The organism is Paraburkholderia fungorum (genome assembly GCF_046026025.1).
Taxonomy (GTDB): Bacteria; Pseudomonadota; Gammaproteobacteria; order Burkholderiales; family Burkholderiaceae; genus Paraburkholderia; species Paraburkholderia fungorum_E.
In genome coordinates, this window is record NZ_JAQQFL010000003.1 from 344,337 (window position 1) to 367,147 (window position 22,811).

The 22,811-nt window shown below is 62.4% G+C and carries 24 protein-coding genes; 7 read left to right on the forward strand and 17 right to left on the reverse strand.

Features of this window, described 5'->3' with window-relative positions:
- Positions 1-10: 10 nt before the first annotated feature.
- From PQR67_RS05830 to PQR67_RS05840, 3 genes are all read right to left on the reverse strand, one after another.
- Positions 11-778: a DNA-binding transcriptional regulator gene (locus tag PQR67_RS05830; protein WP_408455709.1), complete on the reverse strand. Its 768-nt coding sequence runs from the start codon at positions 776-778 to the stop codon at positions 11-13.
- 151 nt (positions 779-929) lie between these two features.
- The gene (locus PQR67_RS05835; RefSeq protein WP_408455712.1) at positions 930-1,661 is read right to left on the reverse strand and encodes an HpcH/HpaI aldolase family protein; all 732 of its coding nucleotides are present in this window, start codon (positions 1,659-1,661) and stop codon (positions 930-932) included.
- Positions 1,662-1,695: 34 nt separating this feature from the next.
- Positions 1,696-3,015 carry an MFS transporter gene (locus tag PQR67_RS05840; protein WP_408455715.1) on the reverse strand — a complete coding sequence of 440 codons (1,320 nt, stop codon included), beginning with the start codon at positions 3,013-3,015 and terminating at the stop codon, positions 1,696-1,698.
- 390 nt (positions 3,016-3,405) lie between these two features.
- Here PQR67_RS05840 and PQR67_RS05845 point away from each other — a divergent pair, with 390 nt between their 5' ends.
- The 4 genes from PQR67_RS05845 to PQR67_RS05860 all read left to right on the forward strand — a co-directional run bounded on the left by PQR67_RS05845 (position 3,406) and on the right by PQR67_RS05860 (position 7,135).
- Complete coding sequence (locus PQR67_RS05845) at positions 3,406-4,578, forward strand: porin (protein WP_408455718.1); 1,173 nt, start codon at positions 3,406-3,408, stop codon at positions 4,576-4,578.
- Positions 4,579-4,674: 96 nt separating this feature from the next.
- Positions 4,675-5,637, forward strand: a complete 963-nt coding sequence (locus PQR67_RS05850) for an amidohydrolase family protein (protein ID WP_408455721.1) — start codon at positions 4,675-4,677, stop codon at positions 5,635-5,637.
- Positions 5,638-5,665: 28 nt separating this feature from the next.
- On the forward strand, positions 5,666-6,292 hold the full coding sequence (locus tag PQR67_RS05855) for a flavin reductase family protein (protein ID WP_408455723.1): 627 nt from the start codon (positions 5,666-5,668) through the stop codon (positions 6,290-6,292).
- A gap of 24 nt (positions 6,293-6,316) precedes the next feature.
- Positions 6,317-7,135, forward strand: a complete 819-nt coding sequence (locus tag PQR67_RS05860) for a cupin domain-containing protein (RefSeq protein ID WP_408455726.1) — start codon at positions 6,317-6,319, stop codon at positions 7,133-7,135.
- Between the two features lie 36 nt (positions 7,136-7,171).
- Here PQR67_RS05860 and PQR67_RS05865 read toward each other — a convergent pair whose 3' ends face one another.
- Complete coding sequence (locus tag PQR67_RS05865; RefSeq protein WP_408455728.1) at positions 7,172-8,194, reverse strand: ketopantoate reductase family protein; 1,023 nt, start codon at positions 8,192-8,194, stop codon at positions 7,172-7,174.
- 175 nt (positions 8,195-8,369) lie between these two features.
- Here PQR67_RS05865 and PQR67_RS05870 point away from each other — a divergent pair, with 175 nt between their 5' ends.
- Positions 8,370-9,242 (forward strand): fumarate hydratase, encoded by an 873-nt coding sequence (locus PQR67_RS05870; protein WP_408455731.1) that lies wholly within the window; start codon positions 8,370-8,372, stop codon positions 9,240-9,242.
- A gap of 2 nt (positions 9,243-9,244) precedes the next feature.
- Positions 9,245-9,850, forward strand: a complete 606-nt coding sequence (locus tag PQR67_RS05875; protein ID WP_408455734.1) for a fumarate hydratase C-terminal domain-containing protein — start codon at positions 9,245-9,247, stop codon at positions 9,848-9,850.
- Between the two features lie 69 nt (positions 9,851-9,919).
- On the opposite strand, the gene metC is transcribed toward PQR67_RS05875, so the two are convergent.
- The 7 genes from metC to PQR67_RS05910 form a co-directional block, all read right to left on the reverse strand.
- A complete protein-coding gene (gene metC, locus PQR67_RS05880; RefSeq protein ID WP_408455737.1) occupies positions 9,920-11,113 on the reverse strand; it encodes a cystathionine beta-lyase in 1,194 nt (397 codons plus the stop codon).
- Positions 11,114-11,190: 77 nt separating this feature from the next.
- Positions 11,191-12,780, reverse strand: coding sequence for a rhodanese-like domain-containing protein (locus PQR67_RS05885; protein ID WP_408455740.1), 1,590 nt, complete (start codon positions 12,778-12,780; stop codon positions 11,191-11,193).
- Positions 12,781-12,911: 131 nt separating this feature from the next.
- Positions 12,912-13,508 (reverse strand): cysteine dioxygenase family protein, encoded by a 597-nt coding sequence (locus PQR67_RS05890; protein WP_408455743.1) that lies wholly within the window; start codon positions 13,506-13,508, stop codon positions 12,912-12,914.
- Positions 13,509-13,571: 63 nt separating this feature from the next.
- A complete protein-coding gene (locus tag PQR67_RS05895; protein WP_408455746.1) occupies positions 13,572-14,327 on the reverse strand; it encodes an amino acid ABC transporter ATP-binding protein in 756 nt (251 codons plus the stop codon).
- 18 nt (positions 14,328-14,345) lie between these two features.
- A complete protein-coding gene (locus PQR67_RS05900) occupies positions 14,346-15,038 on the reverse strand; it encodes an amino acid ABC transporter permease (protein ID WP_408455748.1) in 693 nt (230 codons plus the stop codon).
- Between the two features lie 4 nt (positions 15,039-15,042).
- A complete protein-coding gene (locus PQR67_RS05905) occupies positions 15,043-15,735 on the reverse strand; it encodes an amino acid ABC transporter permease (protein WP_408455751.1) in 693 nt (230 codons plus the stop codon).
- Between the two features lie 10 nt (positions 15,736-15,745).
- Entirely contained in the window at positions 15,746-16,570 is an 825-nt protein-coding gene (locus PQR67_RS05910; RefSeq protein ID WP_408455754.1) for a transporter substrate-binding domain-containing protein, read from the reverse strand.
- Positions 16,571-16,771: 201 nt separating this feature from the next.
- Here PQR67_RS05910 and PQR67_RS05915 point away from each other — a divergent pair, with 201 nt between their 5' ends.
- Complete coding sequence (locus tag PQR67_RS05915) at positions 16,772-17,641, forward strand: LysR substrate-binding domain-containing protein (RefSeq protein WP_408455757.1); 870 nt, start codon at positions 16,772-16,774, stop codon at positions 17,639-17,641.
- A 55-nt stretch (positions 17,642-17,696) separates the two neighbouring features.
- Here the strand turns inward: PQR67_RS05915 and chrA are convergent, their stop codons facing one another.
- From chrA to PQR67_RS05945, 6 genes are all read right to left on the reverse strand, one after another.
- Entirely contained in the window at positions 17,697-18,932 is a 1,236-nt protein-coding gene (gene chrA / locus PQR67_RS05920; protein ID WP_408455760.1) for a chromate efflux transporter, read from the reverse strand.
- A gap of 114 nt (positions 18,933-19,046) precedes the next feature.
- Complete coding sequence (gene arsH, locus PQR67_RS05925; protein WP_408455763.1) at positions 19,047-19,811, reverse strand: arsenical resistance protein ArsH; 765 nt, start codon at positions 19,809-19,811, stop codon at positions 19,047-19,049.
- Entirely contained in the window at positions 19,811-20,233 is a 423-nt protein-coding gene (gene arsC / locus PQR67_RS05930; protein ID WP_408455766.1) for an arsenate reductase (glutaredoxin), read from the reverse strand. The genes arsH and arsC overlap by 1 nt, the downstream gene beginning before the upstream one ends.
- Positions 20,230-21,288: an ACR3 family arsenite efflux transporter gene (gene arsB, locus PQR67_RS05935; RefSeq protein WP_408455769.1), complete on the reverse strand. Its 1,059-nt coding sequence runs from the start codon at positions 21,286-21,288 to the stop codon at positions 20,230-20,232. Before arsB ends, arsC begins: the two co-directional genes overlap by 4 nt.
- The gene (locus PQR67_RS05940) at positions 21,285-21,617 is read right to left on the reverse strand and encodes an ArsR/SmtB family transcription factor (protein ID WP_408455772.1); all 333 of its coding nucleotides are present in this window, start codon (positions 21,615-21,617) and stop codon (positions 21,285-21,287) included. The genes arsB and PQR67_RS05940 overlap by 4 nt, the downstream gene beginning before the upstream one ends.
- 103 nt (positions 21,618-21,720) lie before the next feature.
- Entirely contained in the window at positions 21,721-22,596 is an 876-nt protein-coding gene (locus PQR67_RS05945; RefSeq protein WP_408455775.1) for a LysR family transcriptional regulator, read from the reverse strand.
- Between the last annotated feature and the right edge of the window lie 215 nt (positions 22,597-22,811).

The window sequence follows — 22,811 nt, forward strand, 5'->3', positions numbered from 1 at the left end:
ACTTCACTCACTAGTTCTCCAACTGCTCCGAAATTCGCCGCGACACCTCGAGCATCTGACCCAGGTACCGATCGACGACTTTCTCCGTTGTAAGCGCGGAAGAAAACCATGTGAGTCCAATAGAGGCGACCACGAATTCCTTCGCCATCACCGGCACGGCGATAGTGCCGGACACCGGCCGTACGGTGGAATCGCGAAGCGCATACCCGCGCTCGCGAGTTTGATCGAGCATCGTCTGAACAGCTTCGCGATCCTGCGCGAGCCGGTCTTCGGGATGATGACTTTGCCGCACAACTTCGAGCAGCATCTCCTGTTCTTCGGGAGAGCAGAAGGCGAGATACGCACGTCCCAATGCTCGCGAAACGAGGCTTAGACGCATGTTGATCGACGAATGCAGCAGTGAGAGTGGCGAATACGGAATCGTGCTGTAGCGCACGACTAGCGCGTCGACGTCGAGCATGCCGACGGCAATCGGCCACTTGATCTCTTCGGTGAGTTTGCGCACGAGCGGCGCGGCGATCTCGACCACGCGCGGCACATGGTGATAGCCCGAGTTCAATGCGTTGACGCCGTCGAGCAGACGGTATTCGCCGGGTCGCGCGCCGCGTGCAACGAGACCCAGCTCTTCGAAGGTCCGCAGTAGCCGGATCAACGTGGGCTTGGGCAGCGACGTCAACTGATGCAGGGTGTCGAGCGTCGAAACGGGCATCTGGTTCAGGGCACGCAGAAGGGTGATTGCCCGCTCCACTGCCCGAATCGAAGATTCGCGTTCCGCCATCGTATCGCCTTGCCTGGGTGGTCGGGCGCGCGTCGGCCGATCTGACGCTTGCCCTTCGACAAACCCGGATTATCGCAGTTTTTAACGTACCCGGACCGACCTCACCGGCCTCGCCGACCTGGACTGGTCACGCCGCGGGTCTGCCCCGCAATCAGGCCATCAACGTCAGCGCGCCTTTGCGAAGCATCGACTGATCCGATCCGATAACGAACCACGTCGCGCCCATCTGCTCGAATTCAGCACACTCGCTGACTTCGCCGAGCGCCACGCCCCCGGTCTTGCCGGCACGCCGCGTGATGTCCAGCACCTCGACGGTGGCCTGCATCACGTCGGGCGCGCGAGCACTGGTCAGGCCGAACGACAAGGCCAGATCGGCGCGACCGACAAAGAGACCGGACACGCCGTCCACGTTCGCGATTTCACGCGCCGCGGCACAGCCCGCACGGCTCTCGATCTGACACATAACGACAGTGCCGTTGCCTGCCGCGACGGCCTTTTCCATGCCCATCGCGCCGTAACCGGCAAAGCGGGGCGAACTGGAGAAGCCGCGTTCGCCGTCGATGAAACGCGTGCGGGCGACCAGCGTGCGCGCTTCGTGCGCGGAATCGACGTGTGGCACCAATAGTCCCGAGGCACCGAGATCGAGCGCGGACTGGATCGTCGCGGCGTTCATGTCGGGAATCCGCACGAACAATGGCAAATTCACGGAGCGCGCGGCGAGCACCATGATGTCGAGCGTGGCGCGGTCGAACGGCGCATGTTCCGCGTCGATCACCGCGAAGTGGAGTCCCGCGCCGCCGAGAATCTCGATGATCTGCGGCGCGCCGGTTTTGACGAAAGTGCCGATCTGGCGCGTGGAGGTGTCGTGCGTGTTTGTAGACATGGATAAGGGATGAAAGCAGATTGGAAGCGGTCTATCAGGGCGCGGTCTGGTTGACCGATGCGCGAACTCGCGTGCTCCTCATGGCAAGCGCGGTGCAGCCAAGCAAGAGCAGGCAAAGGGCCGGCAGCAGCATGGCGGAGCCGGGGTGGCCGAACGCCTTGTCGATCCGCGGCATCGCGTTCTGCGCGAGAAAGCCGCCGAGGTTACCGATGCTGCTAATCGCGGCGAGGCTCGTGGCGGCGCGACGTCCGCTGAAATACTTCGATGGCAGCGACCAGAAGCACGGCAGCAGCAGCGACGTGCAAGGCGTGCCCACCACCAGCGCGACATAGCGCGCTGCCGGATCGCTCACCAGCAGGCTGGTCACAAACGCCACGCAACCGACCATGCCGATGATCGCGGCGGCCATGCGCACCTGGTTTTCGTTCTTGAGCGTGCGCGGCACGATCAGCAAAAGCGCGGCGGTGAGCGCCCACGGAATCATCGTGAGCAGACCGTTGAGCGAACTTGAGACGCCGAATCCCTTGATCACGGTCGGCAACCAGTAAATGAGCCCGTAGAGCGACGTGAGCAGACACGTGTAGCCGAGCGCAAACGCCTGCACTTTGCGATCGCACAGCACGCTCCAGACACTGCCTTCGTGATGAGTGGCCGGCGCTTCGTCAGCCACCATGCGTGCAAGCTGGCTGCGCTCCCGCGGGTCGAGGAACGACGCCGTCTCCACACTGCGCGGCAGGCCGAACAGCACGATTGGCGCGAGCACGAGCGCAAGCAGGCCGGTGACAATAAACACCCATTGCCACCCTGCGTGTTGCCAGACGCCGTCGAGCGACAGCAGCAGGCCGCCGAACGCCGAGCCGAGCATGTTGCCGAGCGCGCTGCCGAGCGTCAGAAGCGCGATTGCGCGCACCTGATAGCGGCGCGGAAACCATACACTCAGGTAGTAGACGATGCCCGGATACAACCCGGCTTCCGCAGCACCGACCAGAAACCGCAGCGCCGCGAAAGCCGAACCCGACGAGATGTACGCGATAAGCAAGGTCGCAATGCCCCAGCTCAGCACAATGCGGAAAAACCATTTCGGCGCGCCGAAGCGGTGTACGCCGAGTGCGCTTGGAATCTCGAAGACCAGATAGCCGATGAAGAACAGCGACGACGCCAGACCGTAAGCCGTTTCCGTCATACCAATCTGATGCACCATCTGCAGCTTGGCGAAGCTGACGTTCATCTTGTCGATGACCGACACCAGATAGGTAATCAGGATCAGCGGCATGATGCGCCACCAGACACGCCGGATCAGGCGTTCATCGTGTGTCACTGCCTGGCTGACCGGCGTGGCAACTGAAATCTCCATCTCTCCTCCAATGTGGCGGACCGGTTGGTAGCGCGTGAGACGCGCGGCACCGGCTTTTATCTATCTATGCGCGGCCTCTGAACGAGATCGGACCCACGGTGAGCAATCCTATGTCGCTCCGACGCCGCGCTTCAAGTGCGAATCGGGCAGATTTCGCGTGGCGGAATTCATGCTGAACCGGCTATTTTTTCACGGCAGCGTGGCATCCCCCGCTTTTCGGTCTGCGAAAAGTTTCTGAAACGCGCTTGGACCGGCGCGTGTCGCATGGAACCATACGAGGCGTCGAACGTGATAGCCGCCAACAGCGCGCGTTCGCCGACTTTGAAAATCCGAAAAACTGAAAGTCCGTGACGCAACGCGAACGGGCCAAGACACGGAGAGGAGACCCCGATGAAAAGAACATTGTCCCTGATGGCAGCCTGCGGTATCGCTTGCACGGCACATGCGCAAAGCACCGTGACGCTTTACGGCATCGTCGATGCCGGCTTTCGCTACAACAGCAACGCGGGCGGCAAGTCCCAATCCGCGATTGCCGGCGGCAATGAGAGCGCATCGCGCTTTGGTGTGACCGGCACTGAAGATCTGGGGGGCGGCTACAAGGCCGTCTTCACGTTGGAGAACGGCTTCACCACCACGACGGGCGCCTTGCAAGCCGGGCTGATGTTCGGCCGGCAGGCCTTCGTCGGCGTCGCCACACCTTACGGAACGGTGACGCTAGGCCGTCAGTACCTGACACTGTCGACCTATCTGGGCCCGTTTTCCGCCGGCAGCGATTGGGCGGCGCGCGGCGCGGGCTGGGGATACCACCCGGCCGGACTCGACGACGTCGACGGCACCGAACGCGCCAATAACGCGATCAAGTATGTGAGTCCCCGTTATCGCGGATTGCAGTTTGGCGCCACCTACAGTCTTGGCGGCATCGCGGGCAACACGGCGCAGAACCAGATGATTTCCGCGGGCGTCGACTACGGCAACGGGCCGTTCAAGTTCGCCGCGGCTTATCTGTACGTGAAGAATCCGAACTACTCGCTGTTCGGCAACAACGCGACCAGCAGCACGACCGGCAACAATTTCTCGAGCCCGGTCTTCAGCGGTTATGCGACAGCAGCGTCACAACAGGTCATGGGGGCAGGTGCTTCGTATGCGATCGGTTCGTTCACGGTCGGCGGTATCTATACGAATACGAAGTTCTTCAATATCGGCGGCACGCCGGTCGCGGGCGCCAAACCGCCGGCGGGTGAAATTGGCGCGACCGCCACGTTCAACACGGGCGAAGCGAATCTGAAATACAGTATGACGCCATCGCTGCAGTTCGGCGTTGCCTACACGTACACGCGCGCGAGTTCGTATAACGGCGAGAGCGGCGCCAGCTATCAGCAGTGGAGTCTCGGCACCGACTATTCGCTTTCGAAGCGAACCGACCTTTATTTCGTCTTGCTGCGCGAGACGGCGGGTGGCTTCGATTCGACGGGACACCGTGCGGTGGCCGCGCTGACCTCCGCGACGCCGTCGGCGACCGATACGCAGAACGCCGTGCTGCTCGGCATTCGCCATCTTTTCTAGCCGCGATGCGTAGCGTTGCCGCTCGATCGGCCTATCGCGAAGCCGGCGGCATAGCGCTATGCGCCTTTTAGCAACCTATCTCTCCTTGGAGAAGACATGCCTTCCCAGCAAGACCCCACGAATTCTCCTGCCGGTCAAGCCGTCAAACTGTTCGACTCGCACGCGCATCTCGTGGCGGACGACCTGACGCGCTACCCGCGCAACCCGATGAAGCGCTCGCCCAATGCGCCGCCACGCCTGCCCGGCGTGATCGGCCTGCCGGGCGGCAAGCATGGCGCCAATCCGGTCAATGAAGTGCCGGACGTCGCGCGCATGTTGCGGTGGATGCAGGAAGAACACGTCGAAGGCGCGGTCGCGGTGCAAAAACGCATGACCTACCGCTTCGACAATAGCTACATTCTCGACTCGTCGGACGCGCACCCCGACACGTTTTCCGCCGTCGTCATTCTCGATGCGGAAGACGAAGGTACGCCGGCGCTAGTGCGCTCCTACATCGAGAAACACGGCCTCGCAGGTGTGCGCCTGTTCGGCGGACGCGAAGCCGACGGCACCATGCCGTGGCTGAATTCGCCGCGTGCGCTGGAGACGTGGGCCGTTGCGAACGAATACGGCATCGTGATGGATCTGGAAGTGCTGGCGATCGGCGGCGGTGGCCCGTCGGTGCCGGCGATCATCGAATTGGCGCGGCGCTTCCCGAACTTGCGCGTCGTGCTCGACCACATGCTCGAACCTGAAGTCGAGGACGACAACTACGGTTTCGACGCGCGCTTCGTGCCGCTCGCCGCCGAGCCCAATATCTTCTTCAAGTTCACCTCGATCAACCTCGACATCTACCGTGAGACGGATACCCCGGCGCGTGACGTGCTGCGTCAGGCCGTCGATATGTTCGGCGCCGATCGCATCATGTGGGGCTCCGATATCGGCACCTCGTCGGGCACGTACAAGGATATGGTGCAGCGCATGCTCGACGCCACGACGTTGCTCACCGACGCGGAGCGCCACGCCGTGCTCTACGAGACGGGCAAGAAGGTGTTCGTGAAAGGCGGCGCGCGCCGCTGAGCAATCCGAGTCGTACAAGGAGATAACAATGTTTCTAGACCCCGCGACCACACCGGACTTCAAGCGCACGCTGTTCAATGCGATCGTCGCGCCCCGCCCGATTGGCTGGATCAGCACGATGAACAGCAAAGGGCAGGTGAATCTCGCGCCGTTCTCGCATTTCAATCTCGTCTCGACTGCGCCGCCCGTGGTGATCTTTTCGTGCAACGCGCCGGCCGACCGGCACGAGAAGGACACCATTAAGAATGTGCGCGAGACCGGCGAGTTCGTGACGAATCTCGTGACCTGGGATTTGCGCAACCAGATGAATCTCAGTTCGATCGACGCGCCCTACGGCACCGACGAGTTCGAACTCGCCGGGCTCGACAAGGCACCGAGCGTGATGGTGAAGCCGCCTCGCGTGGCCGCCTCGCCCGCCAGCATGGAGTGCCGCTTGCTGCGCATCGTCGACATCGAGCCGACGGGGCCCGGCGAGACGGCCAGCAATGTGGTGTTCGGGCGTGTTGTCGGCGTGCATCTGGACAATCGTTTCATCGACGCGGACGGGCGTTTCGATACGGCCCGCACCGAACCGCTGACCCGCCTCGACGGCAACCGCTATGCCACCGTCGGCCGCATGGACGTACTGGGCCGCCCAAGCCCGCGGCGCGACTGACCCCCCATAAAGAAGGAACCGAACATGACGACTACAACCGACACCAGCGTGCGGAAAACCGCTGTCTACGATCTTGCGCCAGGCACCGTGACGCGCGGCCAGAACTTCTTCGTGCAATGGCTGCAAGGCGATGGCAAGAGCTTCGAAGCGCGCAGCGCGCACGAGCTGCTGCTGCTCCTACCCGACGAAACCGGCGCTGAAGTGCGCACCGGACAAGGTGCGGTGCAGTCCGTGCCGGGTCGCAGTGTCTGCGTGCTGCCCGCGGGCGAGGTCTCGGTGAAGCCGAACGGCGGTGGCCGCGCCGTGCTGATCGCGTCGTCACGCGATGATCTCGCGCCAGGCGCCGCACTCAACGAACAGGACTATGCGCCGGGTGATCCGCGCATTGTCGCCAGCGATGCCGGTTATCGACGCACGCGCGCGAACGGCGAACTGCAGGTGATCAGCATCGACGGCATCAAGCCGCCAGCCGACAAGCCGCGCCTGAAGATGCTGCAATCCGACACGCTCAGCATCAACTGGGTCGAGTATCAGGACGCGCGCGACCGCTCGCAGCTCAGCCCGCACAGCCACACAAATTTCGAGCAGGGGTCGCTCGCGATCGACGGACATTTCATTCATCACCTACGCGTGCAATGGGGCGCCGATGCGAACCAGTGGCGCGACGATCAGCATCTCGAGGCCGGTCCGGCTTCGATGATCTCGATTCCGGTTCATCTGATCCACACCACCGAAGGCGTCGGCACGGGGCGCCATCTTTTGATCGACGTGTTCTCGCCGCCGCGCACGGACTTCATCGACAAGGGATGGGTCGCCAACTCGGCTGATTACACGCGCGGCTGACCCGTGGCTGACTCGAGTTTGACCTGAGTCTGATCGTTAGCGAGAACCGGTATGTCCGCCATCGAGGCCCGCCTGCGCCGCACGCAAACGGGCGAGCGCAAACACCGTCCGCATGAGGGGCACAGCAACGTCGAGCTGTGCCGCGCACTCCAGCGGAGCGCCGAGAATCGCGTCGAGTTCGACGCGGCGCCCCGCTTCGAGATCCTGCAACATCGAAGTCTTGATCGCGCCGAGCTGGCGCGTCTGGGCAATGCGTTGCGCTACGTCGATATCGAGCGTGAGACCGGCGTGCCGGCCGAGCGCGAGGCATTCGGCCATCAGGTTTTCGAAAATGGCGCGCGTGCCCGGATCGTCGACAAGACGGTCGGTACTTGCCTGCGTGATGAGACTCAACGGATTGGCGCACACGTTGCCGAGGAGCTTGAGCCACAGGTCGCGGCGCACGTCGTCGCTCGCGGTGGTCGGCAGACCGGCGGCCGTCAACAGTTGGGCCCAGTCGCGTGCCCGCGCGCTGATGCCGCCGCACGGTTCGCCGATCACGATCTTGCCGCCGCTGTGATGATGCACCACGCCGGGCGCGGGCGAGCTGCACGACGCCATCACGCTGCCGCCGAGCACTTGGCCGAACGGCAGCGCGCGTTCGATGTCACCCCGCGGATCGACGCTCGCGAGGCGCAATCCTTCGAGCGGATTGCCGGGTGCGAGAAAGTACCACCACGGCAGACCGTTTCCCACCGGCAGCACGACGGTTTCACGGCCGACGAGCGGCGTGAGCGACGCGGCGATGGCGGGCAACGCGTGCGATTTCAGCGCGATGATCACCAGATCCTGCGGCCCCATGTCCGCGCAATTCGCGTGAGCCTCTACCGCGATGATCCGCTCGGCTTCGCCGGGACACGTATAGCGCAGTCCGGGTGTGGCAAGCGCGTCCAGCGTGGCGCCGCGTGCGAGTATCGATACGCGGTGCCCGGCGAGCGCGAGGCGGGCGGCGAAGTGGCCGCCGATCGCCCCCGCGCCGATGATGCCGATGCGTCGCGCTTGCGTGTGGAAATCGTTCATGGTGGATTTAATGTTATCGAAGGGATCCACTTATTTTCGCCGGTGCGCGTTGTCCATCCAGTACTTTCTGCCTGCTTTTCTCCTGCCGGAATCTTGTGCGAGCACGTGAACCCTCGGTTCACGGCGACTGGCCGACGGGTAGGCAGGATCCGTTCCATCTTCAGGAATTTCAACGATGCCGATTAACAGCACGATTCTTAAGCGAGTCACCGCGCAACTTTACGAACGCTCGCTAAAAACGATTCCGGATGACACGCGCGCGTTTTTGCAGCAAGCGTCTGGCGTCGAGTCGAGTCCAACCGGCAAGGCAACGCTTACCATCATGCTCGAAAGTGCCGATGGCGCACGGCGTAATGGCACGCTGGTCTGTAGCGACGTCGGCATTCCGACCTACAGCATCAAGATCGGCACACGCGTTCAGTTTGACGGACCCGTGCGCGCCGCCATCCGCGAGGGTTTTGCGGAACTGGCGGCGAACATCTCGCCGCCGATCCTCAAGATGGTCACGAATCCGCTGACACACGAGCGCAGCTACGCGGGCAAGGACATGCCGATCGTGAGCTTCGACGTGATCGACGACGCCGACTACGTGGACATTGTCTGCGCGCCGAAAGCGATGGGCACGGGCCGCTGGGAAGCCATCGATGCGTTCGTGTATCCGACTCTGGAGCAGATCGAACGCTTTGTGCTCGACACGATGCTGCGCGCCGGATCGCAGCCCTGCCTGCCGCTCGTGATCGGCGTGGGTATCGGCGGCACGTTCGACTATGCGGCCCGTCTCGCGAAAGAGCAGATGTTGCGTCCGTTTGGCCAGACTAACCCGGAGCCCATCCTTGCGCGCATGGAACAGCGCCTGCTCGGCGCCGTCAACGCGATGGGCTTCGGGCCGATGGGAACGGGCGGCGACACCACGGCGATGGCCGTGCATATCGACTATGCCGCGAGTCACGGCTTCGTGCCGGTTGCCGTGTGCTTCAATTGCTGGATCAATCGGCGTACGGCGGCACGCATTCACGGCGATGGCCGCGTCGAATTCATGGAGTGCTAACGATGAGCCAGATTCACGATTTGCGTTTGCCGCTCACGCGCGAGAGCGTGCTCGATCTGAAACTCGGCGACATGGTGCGGCTATCGGGTGAGATCACCGTGAGCATCGGTTTGCCGACGCACCGTCGGCTTGCGGAGGCGGTGGAGCAGGGCGCACCGCTGCCGGTCGATTTGCGCGATGGGGCGTTCTTCCATTTGAGCACCTACGTCGACGAAACGGCGGATGGCCCCGTGCCGCTCTATCTGAACCCGAGCACCAGCACCCGCTACAACCCGTGGATGCCCGCCTTGATCCGGGGGCTTGGCGTGCGGCTCGTAGGCGGCAAAGGTGGGCTCGACGAAGCAAGCGCAGCGGCGTTGCGCGAATGCGGTTGCGTGTATCTGTCGTTTCTGGGCGGCGGCGCGCATCTGCTGTCGGCCTCGCTGCGCCGCGTCGTGGCGATGAACTGGACCGAGTACATCTCGCAGTTCCGCTTGCTCACGCTCGAAGTCGAGCAACTCGGACCCGCGACCGTGGCGATCGACGCGCATGGCAATAGCCTTTATACGCAATTGCACGAACGTGCCGTGGCGCGGATGCCGGGGATCTTGCGTGATCTTGATGCGTAGGTGAGGGACGCGACAATTGACAGGGCCGCCGCCGGGCGCAAATCCGGCGGCACGCGGAGCGGGAAAGATTCAGAGCTCTTCGCCAATCTGCGCAAACGCTCGCGTGAGATCGCCGATGAGATCCTGCGGGTCCTCCAGGCCGATGTGCAGACGTACGATGGGACCGGCATTTGACCAGTCGGCGCACGTGCGGGTGCTCGCGACTTTGGCGACCGTCGCCAGGCTTTCGAAACCGCCCCAGGATGCACCGATGCCGAAAAGCTCGAGCGAATCGACGAAGCGTGCGGCCGCGGCCGGACCCGCCTTGGCGAACTCGAAGGAGATCAGACCGTTCGTGCCGGTGCAGTCGCGTTGCCACAGCGCGTGGCCGGGGTGATCGGGAAGTGCGGGACAGTACACCCGCGCCACAGCGGGGTGGGCCACTAGCCAATGCGCAACGTCGAGTGCATGGCGTTCATGCATCGTCAGACGGGCGGCCAGCGTGCGCGTGCCGCGCAGCACAAGGTAGGCGTCGTCGGGACTGACCGCAACGCCTTGCGCGTCGCACATCGTGGCGACTGGTTGCCAGCTCTCCCGCGTGGTCGTCAACGTTCCCATCATGACGTCCGAGTGCCCGCCGAGGTATTTGGTCGCGGCCATCACGGAGACATCGGCGCCCAGCGCGAGCGGCCGGTATTGCATGCCCGAACCCCAGGTGTTGTCGGCGACCAGCAACGCGCCGTGGCGATGCGCGATATCGGCGAGAGCCGGCAGGTCGCACATCTCGTAGACGAGCGAGCCCGGGCATTCGACATAGACCAGCTTCGTGGCGGGTCTCATCTGCTGCACGAGGTCGCTGCCGTCAGCGCGAAAGTAGGTCGCCTCGACACCCCATGGCCGCAGGAACGTATCGACGAAGTGCCGCAGTGGCTGGTAGACGCAGTCGGCGATCAGCACGTGATCGCCGGGGCGCACGAACGCCATGAATACCATTGAAATCGCCGCCAGTCCGGTCGGGAAAAGCCGCGTGCGGTAGCCGCCTTCGAGCTGCGCGACGACGTCTTCCAGCGCGAAGCCGGTGGGATTGCCGCGCGCTCCGTAAGTGAACATCCGTTCGTTGTCACGTCTGCGGCGGGCGTCTTCGAGTGCATCCATCGACTCGAACAGAACGGTGGACGCCCGCACGACAGACGGATTGACGGCGCGTCCGCCTTCGAAAGCCGGCGACATGCCGCCCTTGACGAGGCGAGTGGCCAAACCTTGCGATGAGGATTTCGATGACATGTCGGTTCCGCTTGTGATGACCGGACGTCAAGCGTCCGGTAAATTCGATCTCATGGATTCGCAGTGGCAATCGACGGCTACGGCCTTGCGGTATGCGAACCGACCTTGAAGTCACGCAGCTCCTCGGCGTCGAGTTGCGCGAGCAGCCCGGTTTCCCAGGCCAGGTATTGTCGCGCGGCCGCCTTGTTTCCATCGTGCCGGTCGTGCACGAAGAACAGGTAATCGATGCATTCGCTGTCAGGAGGCAAATCGGGTGTGGCCTCGACGGGGCGCCCCGCTGCTGCCCACGCGGCAAAACCGCCGGCCAGCAGCATGATGCGTGCGTTGTCGTGCGGCGCTTGCCGACGCCAGTCGGCGGCCGCGAGCGCCGCGATACGCTCGTCGTCGGCCACCAGCACGATATCAAGGCCGGCTGCGAATGCAGGTGGTCGTGCGCGAATGGCCCACGTCGAGCCTGGCACGTGCCCACTCCGATAGGCCATGCTCGGCCGCAGATCGACGACCTGCGCCGTTCCGGCCGCCAGCGCGTCGGCAAGGGTCTTGACGCTGATAGAGGGCAATGCCGGCGACACGGCCAGGGCGGCGACCGGCAACGATGCCCCGCTGGCGAAGCCGTCACGCAGGACATAAGCGTCGTGCCCCATCAGGCGCAACCAGCTGGCGACAATGGCGGCGCGCACGCCGTCCGCATCGAACAGGACGAGACGCGCGTGACGTACGCCGATGTACTGGTCGGTAGCCTGGATCAACTGGCCGCCCGGCGTATGCTGCGCCCCGGGTAAGCTGCCCTCGGCGAATTCCTCCGGCGTGCGGATGTCGCATAGGAACAGGCTGTGCGTGCGTTCGTCGGCCCAGCGCGCGAGGGTGGCACGGTCGATTTCAGGAACGTCAAAGCGCCCGGCGAGTTGCTGACTCGCGCGTCGCATGTCTTCGACTGCCGAGGGTGTGAGCGCATCGGGATAGCGGCGCGTACTGCCATGCTCGAGCGGGAAATCCTCGAGGAACCAGCCTTGCGTGCCGTTCTCGAGCGCCATGACAGGATTCGGAATGCCCAGATTGATCAGCGTCTGCGCGCCGATGATGCTGCGCGTGCGCCCCGCGCAATTGACGACGATCGGCGTGTCCGGATTCGGCACCAGTTCGCGGATACGGTAGCCCAGCTCACCGTTGGGGCAGCAGATTGACGACGGAATCGTCATCTTCAGGTATTCGTTGAGCGGACGGCCGTCGACAATGACGACGTCGGCGCCTGAATCGCGCATCGCCGCGAGTTCGCGCGCGGTCACGCGGGGCGTATGGAAGGCCGCTTCGACAAGCTCGCCAAAAGCCTTGGACCGCACATTCACGCCGGCAAACAGCGTATAGCCCGCACGGGTCCAGCTTGGTGCGCCGTCCTGCAGCACGAACACGTTGGTATAGCCGAGGGCTTCGAGGCGCTCGGCGGCTTCGAACGCCACGGTGCCGTCGCCGTCGTACACGACTACGCGTGCCGTGCGGCGCGGCGCGAGACGCGGGGCGTCGATCTCGAGCCGGCTGAACGGTAAGGGCACGGCGTAGAACAGGTGGGCCTCGCCGTACTGGCCGTGCTCGCGCACGTCGAACAGCGCGATTTCGGCGCCGTCGTGCAGCCAGGCTTTCAGGTCTTTTGCGGTAACCAGCGATGTCATGAACGTAGGAGATCGAATCGAAAGGATGAACGGGGCCGCACCGCGAGCAACGCTGCGGTGGACGGCAACAGGGTGTGTCAGGTAAGGCGGGTCCCGGAGCGGCAACAGCGCCGTCCCGGAACGCGCGCGAATCAGCGGCGCGTTTTGACGCCGATGTCCATGATCTGATACCGGCCGGTGGCCAGATCGAATGTGATGCGCTCGGTCAGCGTTTCGAGCGCGCGACCGTACATGTGGAGATGGCGTATCGGCGTGTCGCCCTTGATCTCGACCGCGTGGATGTCGTCGGCCGCGAGCGCGATGCCGTGACCCGGATCGACGACGACGGTGTCGGTTACTTCCAGTGTGCCGACGCCGGGGGTGGTGTTGTCGTTAGTACGGCGATAGACGTAGTTGTATTCCGTCCCCTGGACCGCGGCGATGCAGGCCCACGTCGTATGGTTGTGCGGGGTGATCTTCTTGCCGGGACGCATGACATTCAGGTACAGCGCGTAGGTCTGGTTCGGGTCTTCCGAAATCAGGTAACGCGCCTGCAACTCGCCTTCGGCCGGCGCCGGGAACTCAGCGTCTTGCCAGAACCCACTGTATGCGGCGAGGGCCTTGACCTCTTCGAGTACCGCCGCCAGCGCGGTGCGAGTCTCGCCCTCGCGTGCCAGTGTGGCCTTCATGGCGGCAATGGACGCGGCGACGGCGGCCTGACGTTGTTGAGGAACGGGCAGCGTGGACATAACGGGATTCTCCGAACGGTATTGAGAAAAAATGAGTCGTGAAGTTGTTGAGGCGATCAGGAATCAATCGACCAGGCTAGCGGTGTGAGGCGCGGGGCGCAGCACGTCCTGCAGAAAACGCTGTGCGCGCGCATGGGTGGGACGATCGAAGAACTGCGCGGGAGGCGCGTCTTCGAGCAGCTCGCCCTGGTCCATGAACCAGACGCGGCTCGCGACTTCCCGTGCGAAGCCCATCTCGTGGGTGACGATCATCATCGTCATGCCTTCGTCGGCAAGCGAACGCATCACCTGCAGCACTTCCTGCACCATCTCGGGATCGAGCGCGCTGGTCGGTTCGTCGAACAGCATGAGCGGCGGTTTCATCGCCAGTGCCCTGGCAATCGCCACGCGCTGCTGCTGGCCGCCGGAGAGATTGGCCGGCATGGCGTCGATCTTCGTTGCAAGCCCGACCTTGGCGAGCAGCGTTTCAGCCTGAGCGACGGCCGCGTCGCGCGACATCCCGAGTACCTTGGTCGGCCCAAGAATGAGGTTTTGCCGCACGGAGAGGTTCTGGAACAGGTTGAAGCTCTGGAACACAAAACCAATTCGTGCTCGCAGCCGGTTGAGGTTGCTCTCACGCGCGGTGACATCGCGCCCCTCGAACAGGATGCGTCCGCTCCGGATTGCTTCGAGGCGCGTCACGGTGCGGATCAGCGTCGATTTTCCGGACCCTGACGGACCGCACACGACGACAACTTCCCCCCGGCTGATCTTCGCGTCAATTCCCTTGAGCACGTGGTAGGTGCCGTAGTACTTGTTTACGTTCTCGAATGCGAGCATGGTGTAGTGGTCTCCTGATTACGCGAGCCCGATGCGATGACGGGCGACGCGGCGCTCCAGCCACCCGGCGAAACGGGAGATTGCGAAGCACAGCACGAAATAGAAAGCGGCGAGCACCATGAAGGTTTGCAACGGCTTGGTCAGCGTGATCGTATTCACCTGGGCTGCCGAATAGGTGAGTTCAGGCACGCCGATCACGTAGGCGAGCGAGGTCGCCTTGATGATCGAGACGGACTGATTCACGATCGACGGAAGCATGTTGGTGAGCGCCTGCGGCAACTGCACATAGCGCATGCTTTGCAGCCATGACAAACCGTTCGAGCGTGCCGACTCCATCTGGCCGCGTGGCAGGCTCTCGAGGCCGGCACGCACGATCTGCGCGAGAAACGCGCTCTCGTAGACGATGATCGCGCACACCGCGGTGGTGAAGGCCGAGACTTCGGCGCCCACCAGCAGCGGTACGGCAAAATACGCCCAGAAGATAATCAGCAGCAGCGGGATGCCGCGCACGAGGCGCGTCCATACGCCGGCCCCGGCGCGCAGCCAGCGCCACGGCGAGACGTGCGCCATGCCGATAGCGATCGCGAGCGGAAACGATGCGGCGAGCCCGAGCGCCGCCAGGACCAGCGTGCTTGCCACACCGCCGAGAGGGCCGTTTGGCCATGCGCCGACAAGGAAGAGCGCCAGGTGGTCATGCAGGATGTCGAACATGACGTCACACTCCTGTAGGCGCCGTGCGGCGGTTGACAAAGTGTTCCGACAGCGCCATCAGTGCCAGCGTGCCGATCAGGTACAGAACGGTGGCGACAAGGAAGATGTCAAAGGTGCGGAACGTAAGGTTGTCGATCTGCTTCGTGCGATAGAGCAGTTCGTGCACGCCGATGGCCATAGCGAGCGAACTGTTCTTGAACAACAGCAGCGCCTGGTTGAGCAGCGCCGGCAGCGCGGCCCGGATGCCTTGCGGCAAGATCACGTAGCGCAACGACTGCAGATACGTGAGGCCGACTGACCACGCTGCCTCCTGCTGGGTATAGGGTATGGCGCGGAGCCCGGAGCGGATGTCCTCGGAGACGAACGCGCCCGAGTTCAGCGAGAGCGCGACGGCGGCGAGAAAGAACTCGGTATTGCCCGCGTTGATCCATAGCTTGAGCGATTCGGGCAGGATCTGCGGCACGCCGAAATACCAGACGAGAATCTGCACCAGCACCGGCACATTGCGGTGGTATTCGACGATCACAACGACAAGCGCCTTGCAGATGCGGATAGGCAGTGCGCGCAGCGTGGCGAGAGCGATGCCGATGCCGCTTGCCATCAGACCCGAAACGACGAACAGCCGCAACGTGGTCAGCACGCCGTTTCGTAACAGCGTCAGGTAACCGTCGTCGAGAAGGAACGAGAGATCGAACATTGTCGTGGAATCACTGTGCCTTGATGGGCTCGACCTTGTAGTCGCGCGTGAACTTGTAGACGGAGTTCGTGCCCAGCCACTTGTCGAAGCTCGTTTGCAGGCCGTTGGTCTTGTCGTAGTCGAGGAGGATCTTGTTGACGGCCGCCATCAACGCAGGTTCGTTCTTGTTCATCACCACGCCCCAGCGCTCCTCGAACACCGGGCTCGCGAGCAGCCGATACTGCTGGCCGTGGTTCTGTGCCGCCTCGTTGGCAAAGCGCGCGAGGATCAGTTGACCTGCGACCAGGCCGTCGACCTTGTGTTGTTGCAGCGCGAGGTAGGCGGACGAAATGTCGTGAAAGGTCAGCAGGTTCGAGTCGGGCAGGCGAGTCACCGCGACCGCCGCCGAACTTGAGCCTTCGGACGCGGCGATCTTCTTGCCCGCGAGCTGCGTGAGCGTCTGGATCGGCGAATCGGCGCGCACCAGCACACGAATCGGCGCAACGAAGTACTGGTCGCTGAAGTCGACCTGGGTCGCACGCGCCGGCATCCACGCCATAGCGGCGGCCAGCAGGTCCACCCGATGTGTCTTGAGTTCGGCGATTCGCGCGTCGGTCGACAGCGCGCGCTGGTCGAGTTTTACCCCGAGGCCCTGCGCGAGCGCGCGGCAAACATCGACATCGAAGCCGACGGTCTGTCGCGTGGCGGTATCGGGAAAGGCATAAGGTTCGCTGGCATTCTGCGTGCCGCACACGAGCGTGCCGCGCGCCTTGATGTCGGCCAGCGCGTCGGCCCGCGCGACGCCGGCGATGGCAGTCGTTGTGAAGATAAGGACAGCCAGTTTTTGTTGCCACATGGTCTTTCGTCTCCGATTGAATGACGCTGATTCCCCGCTTCCGCGTCACGCTGGGTGACCGCGGCGCGCCGACGTGATTGCCAATCCCTTAAATATTGCTTGAGTGTCGAGCAGGTTATCGCGAGAATGACGGGCAACAATTTAATTCTTAACGCGAAAGCATTAAGAATTCTGAAGTGAGCGAAGAGAGCCAAGCAGGTGATGCGAAACCTCGATATCGATTTGTTGCGCACGTTCATGGCGATCGCACAGCATGAAACCTTCGCGGCGGCGGCCGAGCGCGTGGGCCGCACGCAGTCCGCCGTGACGCAACAGATGCAGCGGCTCGAGCAGGAAATGGGCTGTGCGCTATTCGAAAAGCGTGGCCGGCACAAGTCCATGACACCCGACGGCACCCGGCTTATGGCCTATGCGCACAAGATCCTGGCGTTGAACGACCAGGCGGTGCAGGTGATACAGACCCGTGGGCCAATCGAGAAAATTCGCATCGGCTCGCCGCACGACGTGGCGGACTCGATCTTGCCGAACCTTCTGCGGCGTCTGTCGAAGCTCTCGCCCGAGTTGCAGATGGAGATCAACGTCGGCCGCAGCCCGTTCCTGATGGATGCGTTGCGCGACAAGGAACTGGATCTGGCGATTTCCACGCGCTATGACGATGCGTTCCCGGGGATCAAGCTGCGCACCTCGCCGATGGTATGGATCTGCGCGGAGGACTTCATCTTTGACGCAACCGCGCCCGTGCCGTTGGTGATGGCCGACGAACTGAGCCTGTTTCGCCAGGTGTCGACCTCGTGTCTCGACGCGCGCCAGATCCTGTGGCGAACCAGCTATATTTCGCCGACGCTCGTGGGGATCAAGGCGGCCATTAGCGCCGGCTTGGGCGTGACTGCCCGGACGACCGAATTGCTCGACGCGAACATGCGCGTGCTGACCGAAGCGGATGGGTTGCCGCGCCTGCCGGAAGTCGCGTTTTATCTTTACGTGCAACCCGGTTGTAGGAGCCCGACTCTGCGCGAACTATTCGATTCGAGCGAACACATTGCGACGCGTTTCGGCCCTCAGTTCGCGTGAGCGGCGCGGCCGCATCCTTTGGAGACGTGTGCATTGAAGGCCGTGTTCGTCCGTCTCAGCGCCAGGTCGCTTCGGCAATACCGGCCAGCACACAAAGCACAACGACAGCAAGCGGCGGGGTTTTCCAGCGCGTCAGCAGAAAGAAACCGATCACTGCGATGGCGAAGTCGAGTTCCGAGAGAACGGCACTTATCCAGACCGGTGAGTACAGTGCAGTTGCCAGAAGTCCAACGACTGCGGCATTCACCCCCGCAAGCAACGCAGTCATTGACGGGCTGGAACGCAGTGCTTGCCAGTAGGGCAGCGCCGCCAGCACGAGCAGCAGGCCCGGCAGGAAAATGCTCACCGTGGCGATCAATGCGCCGGTCCAGTGGTTCGGTGCTTCCGCCATGCTCCAGCCAAGAAATGCGGCGAACGTGAACAGGGGGCCCGGGACCGCCTGCGCCGCACCGTAGCCGGCAAGAAAATCGCTCGAAGAGACCCAGCCGGTCGCGACGGTTTCCTGTTGCAAAAGCGGGAGCACAACGTGACCGCCGCCAAATACGAGAGCACCCGAGCGGTAGAAGGCCTCGAACACCTTGACCGCTTGATCCGTGTTGAGTCTGGCCAGCGCAGGAAGTCCGATCAGCAGGACACAGAAGAGGATCAACGCGATGGCCCCCATCTTTCGGGAAACGTGAAATTCGTGATGGTGCTGTCGTGCACGACTGGTGTCTGACGATGCCGTTGTTCGGCACAACACGAGTCCGAGCACAGCGCCGAGAACGACTATGATGAGCTGCGCATAAGCGGTACTCAGAAGGCTAAGTCCCGCGATTGCGATGAGTGCAATCGCGGCACGGCGGCGATCCGGGCACAAGCGCCGTGCCATGTCCCAAACGGCCTGGGCGACGACCGCGACCGCAACAAGTTTCAGGCCGTGGATCAAGCCGCCACCGCCTGGGCCGCCAAGGCCAGGAGCGATGACCGCGAAGCTGAGCAAAAGCAGCATGGAAGGCAGCGTAAATCCGAACCAGGCCGCGAGTCCTCCGAGCCACCCGGCTCGCAGGAGACCAATCGAGAATCCCATCTGGCTGCTCGCCGGTCCTGGCAGGAGCTGGCAGAGTCCGACGAGATCGGTGAAGGTTTCGTCGTCGAGCCAGCGGCGGCGCTCGACGAATTCGCGGCGGAAGTATCCCAAGTGGGCGATTGGACCGCCAAAGCACGTCAACCCCAACTTGAGAAACACGGCGAGAACCTCCAGCGCGGTGTTCGCCCGAGTCGGATGCGGTGAGCTGATGCCGTTTTCCATGGACTGCCAGGTTTCCAGATTGAAAATATCAGCACGGCCGCATGATCCGCGCGCTTACCCACTTCCGTGAGATGTCCTGTCGATCTATCTCATTCGTATGACTGCGTCGCGCCGTCATTCCGTTTCGCTGTCGTCAGTGTCTGCATTGGCGGTTACCGCTTCATGGTTCATGGCGGCGGCTGCCAGTGTCGTTGCAAGCCCCGGGTGCGCTTCTTTCCGTTCACTGTAGCGATCGGTCAGGTAGTCCGAGCGGTCGCGCACCAGCAGCGTGAACTTGTACAGCTCCTCCATCACGTCGACGACGCGATCGTAATATGCGGATGATTTCATCCGGCCATTGGCGTCGAACTCCTGCCAGGCTTTTGCCACTGACGATTGATTCGGGATGGTCACCATACGCATCCATCGGCCGAGAATGCGCAGTGCGTTCACGGCGTTGAATGATTGCGAACCGCCGCACACCTGCATCACCGCAAGCGTGCGGCCTTGCGTTGGACGAACCCCACCGCTCTCAAGCGGTAACCAGTCGATCTGGTTCTTGAAGACTGCTGTCAGGGTTCCGTGACGTTCCGGGCTGCACCACACCTGCCCTTCCGACCACTCCGAGAGTTTGCGCAGTTCGACCACCTTCGGATGATCGGCCGGCACGCTGTCCACAAGCGGCAGGCCGTGTGGATCGAAGACCCGTGTTTCCGCACCGAAGTGACGCAGGATGCGTTCGGCTTCGAGCGTAAGAAGGCGGCTGTATGAGGTCGAGCGCAACGAGCCGAACAGTAAAAGGATTCTTGGAGCGTGTTGCGAAACCGTGCGTGAGTCCAGTTTCCGCAGATCAGGTGTGTCGAGGTGCGGGGCACTGACGTTCGGAATGTCTTGCGCCATTAGAGAAGCCTCTTTCCTTCGCTATCGACCACCTGCTCGCCATCTTCTTTCGTGAATGAGCCTTTCTGCCCAACAGGCAGGATGTCGAGCACCAGCTCGGAAGGCCGGCACAGGCGAACGCCAAGCGGTGTGGCGACAAATGGGCGATTGATCAGAATCGGATGTTCCATCATTGCGTCGAGCAACTGGTCATCGCTCAATGAGGTCTCGGCGAGGCCGAGTCCGGCATACGGCGTGCCCTTCTCGCGCAGCGTGGCGCGCACGGTGAGGCCCGCGCGTTCGATCAGACGCTTCAACGTAGCTCGATCAGGCGGGGTCTTCAGATACTCGATGACTTCCGGCTCGATCCCCGCATTACGGATCATGGCCAGCGTGTTGCGCGACGTGCCGCAATCGGGGTTGTGATAGATCGTGACGTTCATAGCGGTTGTTCCTTGATGCTGTGATTCGTTTCGTACCAGTGCTGCGAGCGGTTGACAATGCCAACGACGAACAGCATGACCGGTACTTCGATCAGCACGCCGACAACCGTTGCCAAGGCTGCGCCGGAATGGAAGCCGAACAGACTGATTGCCGTGGCGACCGCCAGTTCAAAGAAATTGCTGGCGCCAATCAGACTGGAAGGGCCGGCAACACAATGCGCAACGCCGAGCCGCCGATTCAGGAGGTACGCGAGGCCCGAATTGAAAAACACCTGTATCAGGATCGGCACCGCAAGCATGGCGATAACCAGCGGTTCCTTGACGATCGCTTGCCCTTGAAACGCAAATAGCAGCACCAGTGTCGCGAGCAATGCGCTGATGGAATACGGACCAAGGTGTGCGATTGCTTGCCGGAAATGCGTTTCGCCTCTGGTCAACAGATGCCGACGCAACAACTGGGCGAGGATGACGGGGATGACGATGTACAGCACAACCGAAATAATCAGCGTATCCCACGGCACCGTGATTGCCGACAAGCCGAGCAGCAGCGCGACGAGTGGCGCGAAGGCAACGATCATGATGGAGTCGTTGAGCGCCACTTGCGATAACGTGAAGTACGGATCGCCTTTGCAGAGTTGCGACCACACGAACACCATCGCCGTGCAGGGGGCCGCGGCCAGCAGGATCAGGCCGGCGATATAGCTGTCGAGCTGGTCGGCGGGAAGCCACGGCGCGAATACGTGGCGGATGAAAATCCAGCCGAGCAATGCCATCGAAAAGGGTTTGACGAACCAGTTCACGAATAGCGTGACGCCGATGCCGCGCCATTGGCTCTTAACCTGGGTCATCGCGGCAAAGTCGATCTTGACCAGCATCGGAATGATCATCACCCAGATCAGCACGCCGACCGGAAGATTCACCTGAGCCACTTCCATGCGGCCGATTGCCTGGAACAGTTGGGGAAACGCGCGTCCGACCAGGATCCCGCTCAGGATGCAGAGCGCAACCCAGACCGTCAGGTAACGCTCGAAAAATCCGATTGGCGTGCGGTTCATGGTTTGTCCGCGCAGCAGTTCGTGAGATCACTCGCGGCGCAGGTCGCGCCTGCGCAACAGTTCTCTGTCAGGAAACCGATCAGTCCCGTCATGGCGTCGAAGTTCGCCGTGTAGATAATGAATCGTCCCTCCTGCCGTGGCTTCACCAGATCTGCATGTGACAGATCCTTCAGATGGAACGACAAGCTGGAAGGGGAAAGCCCGAGCTGCTGTGCGATTTCACCCGCCGCCATGCCGTCCGTCCCGGCGACGACCAGCAAGCGGAAGATCGCAAGACGCGATTCATGGGCGAGCGCGCTCAGTGCGCGTACAACGAGGTTTGAGTCCATGCCCGAAACAATAAATCATTCATTTCTATATTTCAAGGATTATTGAAATGACGATTCTTGTGCGAATTTTTGCACTCGGTGTGGTCGATTCTTGAGAGACGAATCAGACGCCTTTCAGCGCGGCGCGCACAAACGAGACGAATCGTGACGTAACGGGATTCTTCCGTGCATCCTCCCACACCAGTCCTATGCGCCATTTCGCGCACCTTCCGCGAAGTGGCAGGACGGTAGCGTCCCGAAGCAGATGCTGCGCACGCGAGGGAACGAACGCGACGCCGACTCCGGCAGCAACCGATGCCAGGACAGACTGCATATCGTCAGCCTGTTGAGTCACGTTCGGGACAAAGCCCTGTTCGCGACACCAGCCTTCGACTTGAGCCGCGAGTCCGGCCCCACGCGCACGCCGTAACGCCAGGAAACCCATTTCGTTCAGCTTGTCAAAATCGGCGGGAAGACGCACGCGCTCCAGGCTTGGAGGTAACGCCAGCGCCAGTGTTTCGTCCATTACGCGGAGAGACGAAAGGCCGTCGATCGAAGGTGCCCGCATAAAGCCCACATCCAGCTTCCCCGCCAGAACGCGGCGCGTTTGCTCGGCTGAGGGCAGGTCGCTCAGCGCGATGGCAATGTCCGGATACTGCTGACGGAAGTCAGCAATGATCCGTGGCGCAATCGTCAGCACGGACAGACAAATGCCGATCCGCAAATGCCCACGCCTGCCACCGCTTGCCTCTCGCGCACGCGCGAGAATCTCGTCCGCGTCGTAGACGAGCGCTTGCGAATCGGGCAGGAAAGTTTCCCCGAACCGCGTCAGTTCCGCGCCATGCCGCCCCCGCTCGAACAGCTTTGCGCCCAGGCTCGCCTCCAGCGCGCCGATCTGTTTGCTCAATGCCGGCTGGCTCAAATGCAAAGCGTCCGCCGCGCGCCCGAAATGACGCAATTCGACGACCGACAAGAATGATCTCAGCAGTTTCAGTTCCATTCCGTGTGGTTATCATTTTGATCGAATCATTCATTTTACTAATCGACGATTGAATTGTTCAATACGGATATGTCTTTCAACACGCGATTACTCATGGACTCATCGGACCCCAAGCGTCGAGCACAGCGCACAGGCTGCGCAGATCTCCCGGTTGACGGCCGCGCAGGCGATCCTGAACCCGCGCCGGCACTTTTAGCGGGTCGGGAGCGCCGCCC